This window comes from Cedecea neteri (assembly GCF_000758325.1).
GTDB lineage: Bacteria > Pseudomonadota > Gammaproteobacteria > Enterobacterales > Enterobacteriaceae > Cedecea > Cedecea neteri_B.
Genome location: NZ_CP009459.1, coordinates 734,352 through 750,963 on the forward strand (window position 1 = coordinate 734,352; position 16,612 = coordinate 750,963).

The following is a 16,612-nucleotide window of genomic DNA, read 5'->3' on the forward strand; positions in this document are numbered from 1 at the left end:
CCCTCTCCCTGAGGGAGAGGGTATCGACAGTATTCCACCCCAGGGAGTGAGGGAATCGATCGAGCAACAATAGCGACGACGGTTTTCCCCCTCTCCCTTTGGGAGAGGGTCGGGGTGAGGGTAATTCATTTTAATTTTTATTTTTTAACTTCATTGGGATAGCAAAAATGTTCACCGACACCATCAATAAGTGTGCCGCGAATGCCACGCGCATTAACCGTCTCTCGCAGACAAACCCTCTGGGCTTCTGGGTCAGTTCCGCCATGGCTGGGGCCTACGTTGGCCTTGGCATCATCCTGATTTTTACCCTCGGTAATTTGCTCGATCCGGCCATTCGTCCACTGGTGATGGGAGCAACCTTCGGGATCGCCCTGACGCTGGTGATTATCGCCGGTTCCGAACTGTTCACCGGCCACACCATGTTCCTGACCTTCGGCGTGAAAGCCGGCACCATCTCCCACGGCCAGATGTGGGCAATTCTGCCGCAGACCTGGCTTGGCAATCTGGTAGGTTCAGTGTTTGTTGCACTGCTGTATAGCTGGGGCGGCGGCAGCCTGCTGCCGGTAGATACCAGTATTGTGCACACCGTCGCGCTGGCAAAAACCACTGCACCAGCGATGGTGCTGTTCTTTAAAGGGGCATTGTGTAACTGGCTGGTTTGCCTGGCAATCTGGATGGCAATTCGTACCGAAGGGGCGGCGAAGTTCATCGCAATCTGGTGGTGCCTGCTGGCGTTTATCGCCTCCGGCTACGAACACTCCATCGCCAACATGACGCTGTTTGCCCTATCCTGGTTTGGCCATCACAGCGAAGCTTACACGCTGTCCGGCATCGGCCATAACCTACTGTGGGTCACGCTGGGGAACACCCTTTCCGGCGTGGTATTCATGGGTCTGGGTTATTGGTATGCTACGCCGAAAGCCGAACGCCCGCATCCTGCCGCCGCAGGCGCAGCGGAAACCGCCCGTAATTAATTGAGGATTGACCGTGGATCACCTGCCGATATTTTGTCAGTTACGTGGCCGCACCTGCCTGCTGGTAGGCGGTGGCGATGTCGCTGAACGCAAAGCGCGTTTATTGCTGGAGGCAGGTGCGCGCATCACCGTTAACGCCCTCGAATTCAGCCCACAGTTTAAGGTGTGGGCTGAGCAAAATATGCTGACGCTGGCCGAAGGGGCGTTCTCAGAAACGCTGCTGGACGAAAGCTGGCTGGCAATTGCCGCCACCGACGATGATGAGGTCAATCAGCAGGTTAGCGATGCCGCTGAATCCCGCCGGGTTTTCTGCAACGTGGTGGATGCGCCGAAACAAGCGAGCTTCATTATGCCGTCGATTATCGACCGCTCCCCGCTGATGGTCGCCGTCTCTTCCGGCGGTACGTCCCCTGTTCTGGCCCGACTGCTGCGCGAAAAGCTGGAAGCCAGCCTGCCGTTGCATCTGGGCAAAATTGCCGCCTTTGCTGGCACTCTGCGTGGTCGTGTAAAACAAACTTTTGCCACCATGGGCGAGCGTCGCCGCTTCTGGGAGAAGTTCTTTACTAACGATCGTCTGGCGCAGTATCTGGCCAACGAAGACCAGCTTGCCGTTGAAAAAGAGACGGAATCGCTGTTCTCCACCCCACTCGATCACCGTGGCGAAGTGGTGCTGGTTGGCGCTGGCCCCGGCGATGCTGGCTTGCTGACGCTGAAAGGCCTGCAGCAAATTCAGCAGGCCGACGTTGTAGTTTATGACCGCCTGGTGTCGGACGACATCATGAATCTGGTCCGTCGCGATGCCGATCGCGTGTTCGTCGGCAAGCGCGCGGGCTACCACTGCGTTCCCCAGGAAGAGATTAACCAAATCCTGCTGCGGGAAGCGCAAAAAGGTAAACGCGTGGTTCGCCTGAAAGGCGGCGATCCGTTTATCTTCGGGCGCGGTGGGGAAGAGCTGGAAACGCTGTGCAACGGCGGAATTCCGTTCTCTGTCGTCCCTGGGATCACCGCCGCGTCCGGCTGTTCCGCCTATTCCGGTATTCCGCTGACGCACCGGGACTACGCGCAAAGCGTACGTCTGGTCACCGGCCATTTGAAAACCGGGGGCGAGCTCGACTGGGCTAATCTGGCGGCAGAGAAACAAACGCTGGTGTTTTACATGGGTCTGAACCAGGCCTCTGCTATTCAGCAACAGCTGATCGCCCACGGGATGGAAGAGACAATGCCGGTGGCACTGGTGGAAAACGGCACGGCAGTGAATCAGCGCGTCGTGGACGGTACGCTGAACCAATTAGGAGAGCTGGCCACCCAGGTTGGCAGCCCGGCGCTGATTATCGTGGGCAGCGTGGTGGGTCTTCGCGACAGGCTAAACTGGTTCTCAAACCATTAAATACCAAGGGAGGCATAAGGCCTCCCTTTTACTTTTCTGCCTCTGCACAGCTCTCCCGCAAAATTCTTAATACGGTTTCTGCGCCACTGCGGTTCGGGTTGATGCGGATCATCCGCTTTTCAAGCTCCGGCTCGGCCTGCCTGAACGTTCCGGAAAGCCGATAAAAAAGCGGCGGGATCTCATACTTAGATTCTGCGCCTACCGGATAAGGCAATGCGCCCAGCTTTTGTGCGGCGGCCAGCACCTTTTCGGCAATCGGTCGATGAAACTCCACCAGCAGCACCTTCGATTGCGCGTTGGCGATAAACGCATTTTTAACCTGAGGCACAGCGCCCTGCGACAGTAACTCAACCAGCGCATCGTTCACCTGTGCCTGAACGGCGTGCATCACCGGGGCGAAGACTAAACCGCGCAGCACCTCCATGGCCTGAAATCCCTGCACCTGGCTGCCGCCTGAGTACATGCTCTGTCGTACCGCCTGAACGGCCGACTTATCACCGACCACAACGCCAACGCCCACCGGGCCGAATAGCTTAAAGCAGGAGAAGGTCGACAGCGTGGTCCCGCACTCGCAGCCGATGTTGTCGACCTTCATCACCGCATAATTATCGTCGGCCAGCGACGGCAAAGCGTGGCGATTAAAGCAAGCCACTACCTCAGCGAGTGAATAAGCGTCATCCAATGTCTGGCGGGTATGCTGAATCAAGGCTGCAGCCGGACGATGAGCCGTAATAGCCGTTTCCACGTCATTTAACTTATTGAAATCGGCCCGAATCAGCTCCAGCCCCATCTGTTCGGCAATAACTGCCGTAGTTGGGTACAGCGGAGCCTGATGAATCAGCAGCTTATCGCCAGCGTTTAGCAATGCCGCCAGCCCGCTACGAATTGCTCCTGTCCCGGCCCCCTGCACCAGGGCTGCAGCTGGCGCAGAGAAGAAATCAGCCAGAACAGCCTCAACCCGCTGTGTGGTGTTAGGCTGATTGAGTTCGGGCACCAGGCCGACATCCCCCAGGCTCAGAAAATCAGCCCCAGGAAAATGCCGGCAGATGATATCCACGAGGGCGAACTGCTTCTGCTGGGCCTGAGCCAGGCTCAGGCTTTGCAATGGCCAGCTTTCCACACAACCCCCTTAGGCCGGGATAAACAGACCGCAGAAGAACAGAATATTCAGCACAATGCCGGTTATCATCACCGCCACAACCGGCGCGGCCATTTTCTGCACCGGGCGACCCAGCGATTCGTTCAGGAAGTACAGCGCAGTCGCAATGGTGAAGCCGGTATAGCCCGCCATTTTGATGGCGGCAAAGATAGAGCCGATCAGCAGCGCCATCTCCATCAGCATGTTCATCGCGTTACGAATGTTGTCCGAAGCGTTGCGTACCGAAGGATAACGGCCCAGCCATTTCCCGATGGAGCGCAGCAACAGGACTTCGGCGGAAATCACCAGCGCCCCTACCACAAAAGCAATTAGCGGATTAGCAATCAGGTAGCCCACGGCAAAGACAAAGGTGAACCCGGCCACGGCGTAAACACCGGTCGCCAGCGCCGTCGTGGCAATCATCGGCACAAAGCCCAGGCCACGCATAAACTCGGCCAGCGCGGCCTGATCAATCAGGCTTTGAGACTGCGTCGGATCCAGCCCAACCTTGTAAGCTTTCTCCAGCGTAAAGATGGACACCTCGCTGCCCGCAAACAGCTTCATGCTGGCAACGGCGGCGATCAACCCACCAACGATGGCAATATACGGCAAATTCTTGATAATTCTGGACGTCCGCTCTTCAAACACCGACTGCCCGTGAGCATCGTGTTCATGTTCACCGCGGGAGCGCAGATCCTGAAAAATCGCAATCGCCAGCAGCATAATCATACCCACAAAGATCTCGATCGACTCTGGGTTCAGCTGCGGGAAGAAACGTACCACCAGCACGCGCGTCAGCAGCACAACCACCGCCGCGAACAGGCTGTTCTTCCAGCCAAACTGGTAGAAAATCGCCACCAGCGGGAACAATGCAAAGGCAGATACCACCGGGGAACTCAACTCACCCAGCGAACCGAGAACATCCACCGGCAGCGCGGTCAGCAGGTGGTTCACCGGCACCAGGCAAGTAAGAATCAAAATCCCCCAGACGGCACCCAGTCCAAACGCCAGCACGCTGTTGGCCGCCAGCACGCCGAGGATGTCGGTCGGCAGGAACAGCAGCCAGCTGTTGAGCAGCCCGGTTTTCAGGGTGAAGGAGATCCCAACGGAAGCCACAAAGCCGATGCTCAGGCCGAAAGCGATACTCCCCGCCTCGCGGCGGTTCATATTGCCTTCAATAAGCTGCGGCAGAATCGGTCGAATCCCGTCGTGGAACACCGCCGCGGAGCGGTGCGCCAGTAAAGCCGTCATCCCGGTCAGCAAGGCAACAACAACAAGGTGAAGGTAGAATTCCATACGGATGCCTTTATTTTAAATGGTTAACGAGCAGTGGGATGGCGTGCTCGATATGCTCAACGGAGAGACCAAATGCCACTTTGCCTTCTGAGACCAGGCGGGCGATTTGCTCTTCTTTCGCTTTAATACCGGGCTTGGCGATAGTGCAGCTCCGGTTGTAGCCAATCACCGCGATGGCGATAGACAATGCCGCACCCGCCCCGGTATTACAGGCCCCAATGTAGTAATCAAGCTGGCCGGATTTCACCTTCAGCGCGGCGTCCATGTCGTTATAGATAAACACTTCGAAGCTGCCCGGCGCGGCAGTTTCGATGGTTTGTTTGATGAGTTCGCGCTGTAGGCCAGCGACACCGATCTTTTTCATGGGAAATCCTTACTTATAAAAGACAGAGGGGTTGTCACGTAACATCAAATCGATGTCTGGCTGGCTGAAACCGGCCTCCAGCAGCATCGGCACAAACGTGGTAAGCAAATAGTCAAAACCTGGCCCGCCGTTCGCTTTCAAATGGGAGCGACGAGTAATGTCCATCGACAGCATGACGTGGTCGAGCAGCCCGCGATCTTTTAGCGCGCTCAGCATCGCAATGCGTTTTTCGTCCGGGTAATAGCTGTTTTTGCCGATGGTATCGAACTGGACGTAGGCCCCTTGATCGATCATCCGCAGGATGTTGTCCAGATTGTCTTTCAGGTCGCAGTGCCCGACGGTGACGCGGGAAAGATCCACGCACCATGATTTCAGCAACGCAAGCTGTTCAAGGCCCATGGTACTGAATGACGTATGGGTTGAAATCGGCCTGCCGGTTTCATGATGCGCAATGGCAGCCGCCTGGAAAACTCGCTTCTCCACCGGGGTGATAACGTCCACACTGGAGCCAATTTCCGCGATGATCCCGGCTTTTAATGCCGTGCCGTCGATACCGATTTCAATTTCATCGATCATCTCCTGCGCCAGCACTTTCACTGGCGTGGTGGCTACATGCGGCGGGAAGAAATCGTGCTGGTAATAACCGGTGCAGGCCATCACGTTCATCCCGGTATCACGGATGATATCCAGCAGGAACTGTGGGTTACGCCCCATGTAGCGGTTGGTCATTTCAATGATATTGCGCACGCCCTGCGCGTAGAGTGACTTCATCTCACCGCAAATCAGCTCGTACTGATCCAGTCGGCAATCGATGTTGTCCTTGAAGCTGGAAAGATCGATATGAAGATGCTCGTGGGCATAGGTATAGCCCGATGGATCGATATGCTTATGCCCCGTCATGGTTCACTCCACCTGTTGAAGAGATATTCAGCTGCGGCAGGAACGACGTTCCGTTCTGCGGCGCGGCTGCCCTAAAAAAGTCACAAACTGTGGCGCCCACATCTGAAAGCGTAGCGCGTGCGCCCAGATAAGTGCCTGTTATACCGGGCTGCCAAACCAGCAACGGCACGTTTTCACGGGTGTGTTTACTGTGGCCAATCGTCGGGTCGTTCCCGTGATCCGCCATGACGACAAGGCAATCCCCGGCTCGCATATCCCCCATCAGCAAGGCCAGATTTTTGTCTACCAGCTCAAGCCGTTCGGCGTAACGCGCAACGTCTTCCGCGTGCCCGGCCAGGTCCGTTTCCTGAATATTGGTGCAAATAAACGCACTATCCGGCTTATTCAACTCATCCCGGGTGATATCAAGAATGTGCTGCGAATCGACCAGATTCTGGTAACTGATGCCATGTGGGTTAATCGCAATATCCGCCACTTTGCCTACCAGCACGGTTTTAACGCCGACATTATGCAGCTGCTGCGGAGCCTGAACGCTGGCATCCACGCCGTAACCCATATGCACCACCTGGAACCCACTTTTGTATACCCCGGAGCGCGGGGCGTTAATGCCGATATAAAGGCCCTGTTTCTCTTCGGCGGCGTTGATCAGCTGCTCGCTGCTCTCAAGCAGGCCACCGAAGGCAATAACCCGCCCAACTTTGACGCAGCGGCGCACAACTTCGCCAATGGCACGCACCTGCTCAAACGGTATGACGCTGAGGTTGGCGCTGATGTTAAACACCTGCCCGAGATCGGCCTCAAGGTTATCTCCCACAGCGACGGCCTGGTTTACCCACAGAAACTGCAGCTCGCCGCCCCTGCGTTCAACCTGCCAGCCTGCGCCGGTCAGCTCGCGTTCAACATCGTTTATCACTTCAGAAAACGGCATACGGAGTGGAGTTTGTGGCCGCGTGCCCAAAATTTCCTGATGTCCCATAAAGGTGTCACCGCCCTCATGCTGCAGCGCCGCAGTGCCATACACGGCATCGGCGTTCGGCTGCATCACATTGGCAGTAAAGCCCAGCGCGTTAATCAGGCCCAGCTTCTCAAGCGTGGGCAAACGCAGATCGGGAAAATGCTGCAGAATATGCCCGCAGGTGTTCGCCCCGATGTCCTGCGGCCTTACCTCCGCCACATCATCCATCGCGCCCACGCCGAAGCTGTCTATCACCAGCACCAGAAACTTACTCATGTTGACCTCCCGGAATAGGATGCCCAAGGCTATCGTACAGCGCTTCGAGTACAGGTTTCCCGCTCTGAATGCCGGACACCAGCGCCACATCGCTGCGGGTGACAAAAATCTGTGTGCGGAAGCACATCACTACCGGGCTGCCAACGGGATAGCAGCCCTCCAGAGCCAGGTGATAATCAATGCTGGTGTTGTCTGGCGGCAGCAATCGCGCCTGCTCGGGCTGTGTATCACTGCTGAACACCAGCGCATTCTGCGCATGACCTCGGCGATAATATCCGCCACCGAAGCAATAGCTTTTGCCCTGAAACTGATGGGAAACTTCCGTCAAATAGAGCATGGCAATCGCCTCGGGCTGATCACCATGCTGGTTCGCCGGAATGGTGCCGGTCAGCGCATGGCCCGGTTCAGCATGAGTTACTCCGTGCTCGGCCAGAATCGAAAAAGTGCTGCAGCTTGAGGCCGACGGCGCGTTGATTTGCTCGATCTCAATCCCCTGGTCATGCAGCAGGTCCCGCGCCTTCAGCAGCGTCATTAAATTGCGGGTTGGCTGCGTCTGTTGCTGCTCTTCGTTCCAGAGCAGACAGGGGAAGTGCGTCAGCCCGGCAAGTCGAATGCCCGGCATTGCGCGAATGGCGCGTACAGCGTCGTCCAGCTCCCCAAGCGGAAAACCGGCTTCCTGACCCGGGTAAAGTCGGTCGTACTCGGCGAATACTTTCAGCATCACCGCCTGAATACGCCCATTCGCCAGCGCTGCATCGGAAACTTCACGGGCTTTATCCAGCGAGAAAAGCGTGATGATTTCCGTCTCTCCGTTCACATTCTCTTCGACCAGGGCCACCGGCACCTGCACCAGATGACCCACATGCGAAACGGGCACATTGGCTTCGCGCAGAGTGCGGGCTTCTTTAAAATCAACGGCCACGGCGCCTTTAAAGCCCAGCTCAACCAGCTTGTTGGCAAGCCAGGGGTTACGCCCGATTTGCTTGGTCATAAAATAAAGCGTGATGTCATGCTTCTGCGCAGCCGCGAGCAGTTTCCGGCCATTCTCCAGAACCTGGTCGACATCGATAATCCAGGTATCGGGAAGTACCGCGCCCTGCCGCCAAAGGGTTCTGGCGGCATCAATCAACGCCGGGTTCTGTGCCTTGAGTGCCTCAATAAACATGCCTTGCCTCGCGACCTGAGAAATAAACCTCTTAAATAATCATTTTTTTGAATATTTAAGTTAAGAAAAAACGCTGCAAATAAATCCGTTAGCTCTTATGAATCAGCCACAGGCTGAACAGGTTAGCCAGCAGATACCCTTCTTCGTTCGGGTGCAGCTGCACGTTGAACGGCGCCAGCAATGCGTGGTGGGCCTGCTCAACATCACCAAAGACGCTGTCGGTTTTAATCTCCGCCAACAGCTCTTCATCCAATGGGTTCACCTCTTCCCCACGGCGGCTGCGCATCAGCGCGTTAGCCATGTGAGTGATCGCCATTGCCCCCTGATCGTTCTGCAGCGGAATAGCCCAGTGGGTCTCCAGCTGCGTCACAACCACTTTCATGCCATCACAAATATCCCGGTCGATGACGCCTGCCTCACAGAGCAGATTGAGCCGGTCTTCCATACTGATTACCTCTGTCAATAGCTTGGTTCCTGTTCACCACTCAGCACGCTTTGCTGATGCGCCAGCAGGGCATTCTTATCCACCACCGTTCTCAGCAATTGCTGAATGGGGATATCTTCACTTCGCGTCAGCACCACCGCTTCCGATGCCGTCAGGAAGCATTTATCCCCGCTTAACGGGAGGGCAGTCAGCCCCAGTGCCGTCAAATCGGCTTCGTTGCTGACGTTCCAAATCACCGCATCCACGCTGCCTTTCGCGATTCTGTGCAGGCACTCGTGGTAGGACACATCAAGCAATTCCACATCCTGCCCGGAGAAATAGACATCCGTCATGATGCGCTGATCCGCCGAACGGGGATCAATCCCGATGAGGCGAATATTCTCCTGCTGCCCGGCACGGCAAATCAGTTTGTGCTCGCCCACGTAAGTGTGCGGCCCCAGCGAGAGCGCGATAAAAAGATCCGGGTTGTTGAGGTAACTGTCCGCTGCCAGCCTGGACACGACGGCAAGGTCATAAACGCCATTCAGCAAACATTCCACGCGAACATCTGACCCACGCATATGGGCGTAGTAAAACGGGATCCCGTCAAACTGCGCCTTCAAACCGCTGGCAAGCCCTTCATAAAGCCGGGTGTACGGCAGCGGCATAGCACACACTACATTGCCGATGTCCGCGAACGCCAATAGGGCTTTGTTATCCATGCTCAGCAGGTAGCTGCCGTTGCGGCCACGGCGCTCAACGCTCACCGCACCGGCCTTCTCCAGCGTCTTTAAAGCCGCCTGAGTTAGCCCCACGGAAAAGCCGCATTCACCTGCTAATTCATCTATGGTTTTCAGTCTGTTACCACATTTCTCACCCAGTAAATAACGGGCCAGACTGGATTGGGCAACGCCCTCTTTTTTAATAAAGCTGCGGCTCATCAGTTATCTTCAATTTATTGAATGAATATATCTTCATAAAATTGAATATAGATGGCAAAGGGGAAAATGACAAAAGGAGAATGCAGTCACAAAAAAGAAATAACCCGCCAGGCGGCGGGTTATTCATAGGGAAAGATTATGGGTGGGCGACGAAACCGATCGCCTCATACACCTTTTTCAGCGTCTCACCGGCACGAGCACGGGCTTTTTCAGAGCCCTCTTTCATAACCTGCTGCAGGAAAGCTTCGTCGTTACGGTAACGGTGATAGCGCTCCTGAAGCTCGGTCAGCATACCGGACACGGCTTCCGCCACTTCGCCCTTCAGATGACCATACATCTTGCCTTCAAAGCTGGCTTCCAGCTCAGGAATCGCTTTGCCGGTGACGCCGGAAAGAATGTCCAGCAGGTTAGAAACGCCCGCTTTCTCTTTCACGTCGTAGCGAACGACAGGCGGCTCTTCGGAGTCGGTGACCGCGCGCTTGATCTTCTTCACCACGGATTTCGGATCTTCCAGCAGGCCGATGACGTTATTACGGTTATCGTCAGACTTGGACATCTTCTTGGTCGGCTCCAGCAGGGACATCACGCGGGCACCGGACTTAGGAATAAATGGCTCAGGCACTTTGAAGATGTCGCCGTACAGCGCGTTGAAGCGGCTGGCCACGTCGCGGCTCAGCTCCAGATGCTGTTTCTGGTCTTCGCCCACCGGGACCTGATTGGTCTGGTACAGCAGAATGTCTGCCGCCATCAGCACCGGGTAATCAAACAGGCCGGCGTTGATGTTTTCTTCATAGCGGGCAGATTTGTCCTTGAACTGCGTCATGCGGCTCAGCTCGCCGAAATAGGTGTAGCAGTTCAGCACCCAGCCCAGCTGTGCGTGTTCCGGCACGTGGGACTGAACGAAGATGGTGCTTTTTTTCGGGTCAATGCCGCAGGCCAGATACAGCGCCAGGGTGTCCAGCGTCGCTTTACGCAACGCGGTTGGGTCCTGGCGAACGGTGATCGCATGCTGGTCAACGATGCAGTAAATGCAGTGGTAATCATCCTGCATGTTTACCCACTGACGCAGCGCACCCATGTAGTTACCGATAGTTAATTCGCCTGACGGCTGGGCGCCGCTAAATACGATGGGCTTACTCATGTTCTGCTTCCTGATTTGCTAAAGGTGGTAGCCCGAAAGCGGGCAATAAGTCTTCGAAACGATCGAACACAACGTCCGGGTTGCTCAGCCCAATCGCTTCGCCATAGTTATAGCCCCAGGTCAGGCCGACGCTCGGGCAGCCAGCCGCCTGTGCAGCCTGAATGTCATTGCGGGAATCGCCGACAAAAAGCAGCTCATCCGCAGCCAGCCCCAGGGTTTCCATGACTTTGTACAGCGCTTCCGGGTGTGGCTTCTTCTCTTTCACATCGTCACCGCCGATGATGGTCTGGAAATAATGGGCAATGCCCAGATCTTCCAGCAGCGGCGTGACAAAAGGCGTGGGTTTGTTGGTGACGACGGCGAGCGGCAGGCCTTTCTCTTTCAGAGCAGCAAGCGTTGCGGCTACGCCCGGGAACAAGAAGCTCCCCTCTTCCACCGTTTCCGTATAGTAGCGGTCGAACAGTTTGCGCGCCATATTCAACTGGGCGAGGTCGGGTTCTTTATCTTTCAGCGACCACTTAAGCGCCCGCTGCATCATGATATCTGCACCGTTGCCGATCCAGGTGACGACGCGATCTTCACCTGCCACTGGCAGTTCAAGCGCATAAAGCGCCAGATCAACGGCCTGACTCAGGCCAAGCGCCGTGTCGATGAGCGTGCCGTCGAGATCGAAGGCAACGCCCCGAATTTTTTTAAACTTCTCCATGACTTACCTTAGCCAGTTCAGAACGCATGCGGTCAACCACCGCTTTATAATCAGGCTGGCCGAAAATAGCAGAACCTGCAACGAACATATCCGCGCCCGCAGCGGCGATTTCCGCAATGTTGTCGGCTTTGACGCCGCCATCCACTTCAAGGCGAATATCATAGCCGGACGCATCAATACGTTCGCGAACCTGGCGCAGCTTTTCCAGCGTGTGTGGAATAAACGACTGGCCGCCAAACCCAGGGTTAACGGACATCAGCAAAATCACATCCAGTTTGTCCATGACGTGATCCAGCCAGGAAAGCGAGCTCGCCGGGTTCAGCACCAGGCCTGCTTTACAGCCGTGCTCTTTGATCAGCTGCAGAGAACGGTCAACATGTTCGGAGGCTTCAGGATGGAAAGTAATAATACTGGCGCCCGCAGCGGCGAAATCAGGAATGATGCGGTCAACCGGCTTCACCATCAGGTGAACGTCGATAGGTGCAGTGATACCGTAATCGCGCAGCGCCTTAAGCACCATCGGCCCCATCGTCAGGTTAGGGACGTAATGGTTGTCCATAACGTCAAAATGGACGACGTCACCACCTGCGGCAAGTGCTTTAGCCGTATCTTCACCCAGTCGGGCGAAGTCGGCAGAGAGGATTGAGGGGGCAATCAAATACTGTTTCATCCGCTTCTCCAGGAGTCATTCATCTTTCGGCGGCGGGCGAAACGGCTCAGGCAACCTTCGCTTTATAAAGGGCCAGAAGTTCGTCCACCTTGTTACGTTTACCACCGTTTCGGCTGATGCTGCGGCGAGCCTGCAGCTTATGGAAATCGGTGGCGTTCTGATACCACTGGCGAGTCAGCTCGGTGTCATGATTCGAAATCAGCACCGGAATACTCTGCTCCCGCAGCCTTTCAGCCAGTTCGGCCAGATGCTGCTGCTGCACCATGCTGAAGCTGTCCGTGTGATAAGCGGTAAAGTTGGCGGTGGCGGAAAGCGGCGCATAGGGCGGATCGCAATACACTACGGAACCCGCAGCAACGTTTACCATGCTGACATCATAAGACTGGCAGACAAAAGTGGCATTTTTGGCCCGTTCGGCAAAGTTGTACAGCTCCTCTTCCGGAAAGTAAGGTTTGCTGTAGCGGCCAAACGGCACGTTAAATTCACCGCGCAGATTATAACGGCAGAGGCCGTTGTAACAATGACGGTTAAGGTACAAAAACAACACCGCGCGCCGGAATTTGTCGGTGCATTGGTTAAACTCAGTGCGGCAAGCGTAATAAATCGCTTCCTCGTTTTGCGCTTTGGTAAAGAGCAAACGAGACTCCCGCACGTACTCATCTGCACGGTTTTTGACAATGTCGTAGAGGTTAATCAGATCGCTATTGATATCGGCGAGGACGTAGCGTGAGTAGTCGGTATTAAGAAATACCGACCCCGCGCCAACAAAAGGCTCAATCAGACAGTCGCCTTCCGGCAGATGCTTTTTTATGTCGTCCAGCAGGGGGAATTTTCCCCCTGCCCATTTCAGAAAAGCGCGATTTTTTTTCATGCTGTCTTACTATTTACACCTTATCCAGCTGTGGAAAGGCTCCGACAGCGACTGCGCTTATTTTCACTTGAGGTCAGACTGCACCTGATGAATAGGTTTTGCCCACGGATTCTTAGCCTGAACGTCGGCCGGCAGGCTTGTCACCGCGCGTTTTGCATCGTCTTTCGTGGCATAAACACCGCTCACCAGCACGAACCATGGCTGGCCGTTACGCTGAGTCTGGTAAACCATATAGTGCTGCAGGTTCTCTTTTTTCGCCCACGCATTCAGGTTTGCGGAGTTTGAAGAAGAGCTCAGCTGTAGCGTGTAGTGGCTGCCTGGCGCACTCTTAATCGCGCTCGCATCACCCGTTACCGTACCGCCAGTGCTTGCCGTCGCTGCTGCTTGCGGTGCCGCTTTCGGCGCAGTAGATGCTGTCGCTTTCGGTGCCGGAGTTGAAGTGGCTGCGCTGGTTGATGGTGCGGTGACTGGAGCAGAAACCACCGGCGCAGGTTCGCTACGTTTCGCCGTGGCCACTGGTTTACTTTCAGCTTTCACCTGCGGTTTAGGCTCGGTTTTACGCACAGGCTCAATCACCGTTTTTTTGCGCTCAGGGCGTGATTCAACGGTACGGGTTGGCTCCTGGGTACCAGCCAGCTTACGTGGCTCGGTTTTGCTGCCAGCGATTGGCGCGACGGTAGCCGGTTCAGTTGGCAGCGTGGAATTGCTCACCACGTTGTCAATCTGCCCCTGCTGCTGAGGCTGAGTCAGGGCGTTATTCAGGTTTCCAGGAACCTCAACGCGCTGCTGCCCTTCCGGCTGCGGCTGCGTCTGAGCCTGGGTTGGCGTAGAAGAAATAGGCGGCAGGGAAACATCCTGCGGATTCTGCTGGCCAGCAACTGGGGTATTCCCTGCCTGTGGCTGAGCAGCGTTTGCCTGGTCGGCAGGTGCCGCACCGTTCGAACCGGAGAGATCGATATTCTTCTCCGCGCCCGGTTTTTGCTCGGCACTATCTGGGGAGGATGAAGGGGCTTTCAGGGCTGAACCGATACCGATGATAAGCAGCAACAGTACCAGAATCCCGACGCCCATCATGATGTGCTGACGAGAAGCAGGCGCTTTCTGTTTTGCTGCCTTTTTACGCCCACGCGCCGGACGAGGTTCTGCGGCGAGGCCGTCATCACCTTCGTACTCTTCCTCAACCTCTTCTTCACGCTCACGGCGTGAACGTGAAGGACGACGATCGTCCGCATCAAGATCGACGTCATCAACGTTGATCTGCGGTTCTTTGTCGAACTCGTCAGGTTTGCGGGAACGCCCAGGACGACGATCGCTTGGATCGGGTTTCAGCTCGTCTTCTGGTTTAAACTCATCCATTTAACACCCCACTCAAAGGCGTATGCTCATCTCTGCATCACGCCCGAAGTTAAATACTATAAAAATTCTAGTTTTAAGCCTGCTGGCAATCAGCAATGGCTGATAGAACGACATCGTGCGGTACTCCACCGCGCACTTCACTCTTCCCTATCGCCAGCGGCAGAATCAAACGAAGCTCGCCGGCTAATACTTTTTTATCACGCATCATGTGGGGCATATACGCGTCAGGGGACATTTCCTGCGGCCCGTTAACCGGTAACCCGGCTCGTACCAGCAGCGCTATCACGCGCTGAACTTCTGCCTCACTGAATTGACCCAGGCGCTGAGCGGTACGCGCCGCCATCACCATCCCGGCCGCCACAGCTTCGCCATGCAGCCAGTTGCCATAGCCCATTTCAGCTTCAATGGCATGGCCAAACGTATGACCCAGATTCAGTAAAGCACGTAAGCCGCTTTCTCGCTCGTCTGCGGCAACAACTTCGGCTTTCAGCTCACAACAACGACGAATGCAATACGCCATTGCCTTGCCGTCCAGCTTTAACAATGCATCGATGTTTTCTTCCAGCCAGTCAAAGAACTCGCTGTCCAGAATGATGCCGTATTTAATGACTTCCGCCAGGCCCGAAGCCAGCTCCCGTGCAGGCAAAGTCGACAGACAGTCGAGATCCACCACCACCGAAGCGGGCTGGTAAAACGCACCAATCATGTTTTTACCGAGGGGATGGTTAACGGCCGTTTTGCCGCCAACGGAGGAGTCCACCTGCGAAAGCAGTGTGGTAGGGACCTGGATAAAACGCACCCCGCGCTGATAGCTCGCTGCGGCAAAACCGGTTAAATCGCCCACAACGCCACCGCCTAAAGCAATCAAGGTGGTGTCGCGACCGTGAGGTTTTTCCAACAGCGCCGTAAAGACGGTATCAAGCACCGCGAGGCTTTTAAACTGCTCGCCATCCGGAAGAATGACGGTATCCACTTTAACGCCTGCCTGTTCCAGAAGAGCACGAACCTTGTCCAGATAGAGCGGTGCAAGGGTTTCATTGGTAACCAGCATGGTCTGGTCGCCAGCCTTCAGCGGCCAAAAGGAAGCCGGGTCATTGAATAACCCGGCGGCAATGGTAATAGGGTAACTACGTTCCCCGAGAGTGACTGTCAGCCTCTCCATTACGCGGAGCCCACCTTATTGTTGCTTTGCCCGCAGGCGTTTCTTGATTAAGCCAGAATCAGTTGCTTTCCAGCATATGGATGATCTGGTTTGCGACCACTTTGGCGCTTTGATCATCGGTGCGAATCGTTACATCAGCAATCTCTTCATACAGAGGATTGCGTTCACCTGCCAGTGCCTCAAGCACTTCACGAGGTGGAGTCTCAACCTGCAGCAGCGGACGTTTTTTATCGCGCTGAGTACGTGCAAGCTGTTTCTCAATGGTGGTTTCAAGGTAAACCACTACGCCACGGGCGGAAAGACGATTGCGGGTTTCACGAGATTTCACAGAACCGCCACCGGTAGCCAGTACGATGCCCTGTTTTTCAGTGAGTTCGTTGATAATTTTTTCTTCGCGATCGCGGAAGCCTTCTTCGCCTTCAACGTCGAATACCCAGCCCACATCAGCTCCGGTACGTTTCTCAATCTCTTGATCAGAATCGAAAAATTCCATATTGAGTTGCTGAGCTAACTGACGCCCAATAGTGCTTTTGCCGGCACCCATAGGCCCAACCAGAAAGATATTGCGTTTCTCTGCCATTTTTTCGGTACTACTAAGACAATTCGTTGATGATAAACCCGCCCGGTAACAACTTGCTGCGGCGGGACATGAACTGAAACCTCATAAGCGTGAGTTCGAGAATCAGACTAAAAATTATCTCAACACTCAAGGGGGTTTGGCAACCGAATAAATCACCTGGCGCCCGGCTCGGGACGAAAAGCGTGCGCCAGCTTTACCGGTCGCAGGCTCTTAATACCCAGCCTCCCGAAACGGTACACCTTGTAAGCTAATTCCTCTCTGCCGTCAAACACCTGGGCGCTGATTGGCAGAAAAACCCGCAGGCAG

Annotated in this window: 17 protein-coding genes; 2 read left to right on the top strand and 15 right to left on the bottom strand. The window is 55.3% G+C overall.

Annotated features, from left to right (window positions below; translation table 11 throughout):
• The first annotated feature begins 167 nt into the window (after positions 1-167).
• Both nirC and cysG read left to right on the top strand, forming a co-directional pair.
• Positions 168-974: a nitrite transporter NirC gene (nirC, locus tag LH86_RS03580; protein ID WP_039298354.1), complete on the top strand. Its 807-nt coding sequence runs from the start codon at positions 168-170 to the stop codon at positions 972-974.
• Between the two features lie 13 nt (positions 975-987).
• Positions 988-2,361 carry a siroheme synthase CysG gene (cysG, locus tag LH86_RS03585; RefSeq protein WP_039298356.1) on the top strand — a complete coding sequence of 458 codons (1,374 nt, stop codon included), beginning with the start codon at positions 988-990 and terminating at the stop codon, positions 2,359-2,361.
• 28 nt (positions 2,362-2,389) lie between these two features.
• Here cysG and LH86_RS03590 read toward each other — a convergent pair whose 3' ends face one another.
• From LH86_RS03590 to aroK, 15 genes are all read right to left on the bottom strand, one after another.
• Complete coding sequence (locus tag LH86_RS03590) at positions 2,390-3,481, bottom strand: PLP-dependent transferase (protein WP_039298359.1); 1,092 nt, start codon at positions 3,479-3,481, stop codon at positions 2,390-2,392.
• Between the two features lie 9 nt (positions 3,482-3,490).
• Positions 3,491-4,795 carry a YhfT family protein gene (locus LH86_RS03595; RefSeq protein WP_039288396.1) on the bottom strand — a complete coding sequence of 435 codons (1,305 nt, stop codon included), beginning with the start codon at positions 4,793-4,795 and terminating at the stop codon, positions 3,491-3,493.
• Between the two features lie 10 nt (positions 4,796-4,805).
• Positions 4,806-5,159, bottom strand: a complete 354-nt coding sequence (locus LH86_RS03600; RefSeq protein ID WP_038478118.1) for a DUF2620 domain-containing protein — start codon at positions 5,157-5,159, stop codon at positions 4,806-4,808.
• Between the two features lie 9 nt (positions 5,160-5,168).
• A complete protein-coding gene (locus tag LH86_RS03605; protein ID WP_039298362.1) occupies positions 5,169-6,059 on the bottom strand; it encodes a phosphotriesterase-related protein in 891 nt (296 codons plus the stop codon).
• Positions 6,046-7,290: a phosphopentomutase gene (locus LH86_RS03610; protein WP_039298365.1), complete on the bottom strand. Its 1,245-nt coding sequence runs from the start codon at positions 7,288-7,290 to the stop codon at positions 6,046-6,048. Before LH86_RS03610 ends, LH86_RS03605 begins: the two co-directional genes overlap by 14 nt.
• Positions 7,283-8,455 (bottom strand): YhfX family PLP-dependent enzyme, encoded by a 1,173-nt coding sequence (locus LH86_RS03615; protein ID WP_039298368.1) that lies wholly within the window; start codon positions 8,453-8,455, stop codon positions 7,283-7,285. Before LH86_RS03615 ends, LH86_RS03610 begins: the two co-directional genes overlap by 8 nt.
• An 88-nt stretch (positions 8,456-8,543) precedes the next feature.
• Positions 8,544-8,900, bottom strand: coding sequence for a hypothetical protein (locus tag LH86_RS03620; protein ID WP_039298371.1), 357 nt, complete (start codon positions 8,898-8,900; stop codon positions 8,544-8,546).
• Positions 8,901-8,914: 14 nt separating this feature from the next.
• Positions 8,915-9,820: a GntR family transcriptional regulator YhfZ gene (gene yhfZ, locus LH86_RS03625; RefSeq protein ID WP_039298373.1), complete on the bottom strand. Its 906-nt coding sequence runs from the start codon at positions 9,818-9,820 to the stop codon at positions 8,915-8,917.
• A 136-nt stretch (positions 9,821-9,956) separates the two neighbouring features.
• Positions 9,957-10,961: a tryptophan--tRNA ligase gene (trpS, locus tag LH86_RS03630; RefSeq protein ID WP_039288414.1), complete on the bottom strand. Its 1,005-nt coding sequence runs from the start codon at positions 10,959-10,961 to the stop codon at positions 9,957-9,959.
• Positions 10,954-11,667 carry a phosphoglycolate phosphatase gene (locus LH86_RS03635; protein ID WP_039298376.1) on the bottom strand — a complete coding sequence of 238 codons (714 nt, stop codon included), beginning with the start codon at positions 11,665-11,667 and terminating at the stop codon, positions 10,954-10,956. The genes trpS and LH86_RS03635 overlap by 8 nt, the downstream gene beginning before the upstream one ends.
• The gene (rpe, locus tag LH86_RS03640; protein ID WP_039298378.1) at positions 11,654-12,337 is read right to left on the bottom strand and encodes a ribulose-phosphate 3-epimerase; all 684 of its coding nucleotides are present in this window, start codon (positions 12,335-12,337) and stop codon (positions 11,654-11,656) included. Before rpe ends, LH86_RS03635 begins: the two co-directional genes overlap by 14 nt.
• Before the next feature lie 46 nt (positions 12,338-12,383).
• Positions 12,384-13,208, bottom strand: a complete 825-nt coding sequence (dam, locus tag LH86_RS03645) for an adenine-specific DNA-methyltransferase (RefSeq protein WP_039298381.1) — start codon at positions 13,206-13,208, stop codon at positions 12,384-12,386.
• Between the two features lie 63 nt (positions 13,209-13,271).
• Positions 13,272-14,564 carry a cell division protein DamX gene (gene damX, locus LH86_RS03650; protein WP_039298384.1) on the bottom strand — a complete coding sequence of 431 codons (1,293 nt, stop codon included), beginning with the start codon at positions 14,562-14,564 and terminating at the stop codon, positions 13,272-13,274.
• 73 nt (positions 14,565-14,637) lie between these two features.
• The gene (aroB, locus tag LH86_RS03655; RefSeq protein ID WP_039298387.1) at positions 14,638-15,726 is read right to left on the bottom strand and encodes a 3-dehydroquinate synthase; all 1,089 of its coding nucleotides are present in this window, start codon (positions 15,724-15,726) and stop codon (positions 14,638-14,640) included.
• 58 nt (positions 15,727-15,784) lie between these two features.
• The gene (aroK, locus tag LH86_RS03660; RefSeq protein WP_008457837.1) at positions 15,785-16,306 is read right to left on the bottom strand and encodes a shikimate kinase AroK; all 522 of its coding nucleotides are present in this window, start codon (positions 16,304-16,306) and stop codon (positions 15,785-15,787) included.
• Positions 16,307-16,612: the final 306 nt, after the last annotated feature.

Bases quoted from the DNA above. Each gene is read 5' to 3' on its own strand.
- LH86_RS03615 (WP_039298368.1), bottom strand. From the start codon at position 8,455: ATGTTTATTGAGGCACTCAAGGCACAGAACCCGGCGTTGATTGATGCC.
- LH86_RS03635 (WP_039298376.1), bottom strand. From the start codon at position 11,667: ATGGAGAAGTTTAAAAAAATTCGGGGCGTTGCCTTCGATCTCGACGGC.
- aroB (WP_039298387.1), bottom strand. From the start codon at position 15,726: ATGGAGAGGCTGACAGTCACTCTCGGGGAACGTAGTTACCCTATTACC.
- LH86_RS03600 (WP_038478118.1), bottom strand. From the start codon at position 5,159: ATGAAAAAGATCGGTGTCGCTGGCCTACAGCGCGAACTCATCAAACAA.
- LH86_RS03620 (WP_039298371.1), bottom strand. From the start codon at position 8,900: ATGGAAGACCGGCTCAATCTGCTCTGTGAGGCAGGCGTCATCGACCGG.
- damX (WP_039298384.1), bottom strand. From the start codon at position 14,564: ATGGATGAGTTTAAACCAGAAGACGAGCTGAAACCCGATCCAAGCGAT.
- trpS (WP_039288414.1), bottom strand. From the start codon at position 10,961: ATGAGTAAGCCCATCGTATTTAGCGGCGCCCAGCCGTCAGGCGAATTA.
- LH86_RS03605 (WP_039298362.1), bottom strand. From the start codon at position 6,059: ATGACGGGGCATAAGCATATCGATCCATCGGGCTATACCTATGCCCAC.
- dam (WP_039298381.1), bottom strand. From the start codon at position 13,208: ATGAAAAAAAATCGCGCTTTTCTGAAATGGGCAGGGGGAAAATTCCCC.
- yhfZ (WP_039298373.1), bottom strand. From the start codon at position 9,820: ATGAGCCGCAGCTTTATTAAAAAAGAGGGCGTTGCCCAATCCAGTCTG.
- rpe (WP_039298378.1), bottom strand. From the start codon at position 12,337: ATGAAACAGTATTTGATTGCCCCCTCAATCCTCTCTGCCGACTTCGCC.
- aroK (WP_008457837.1), bottom strand. From the start codon at position 16,306: ATGGCAGAGAAACGCAATATCTTTCTGGTTGGGCCTATGGGTGCCGGC.
- LH86_RS03595 (WP_039288396.1), bottom strand. From the start codon at position 4,795: ATGGAATTCTACCTTCACCTTGTTGTTGTTGCCTTGCTGACCGGGATG.
- nirC (WP_039298354.1), top strand. From the start codon at position 168: ATGTTCACCGACACCATCAATAAGTGTGCCGCGAATGCCACGCGCATT.
- LH86_RS03610 (WP_039298365.1), bottom strand. From the start codon at position 7,290: ATGAGTAAGTTTCTGGTGCTGGTGATAGACAGCTTCGGCGTGGGCGCG.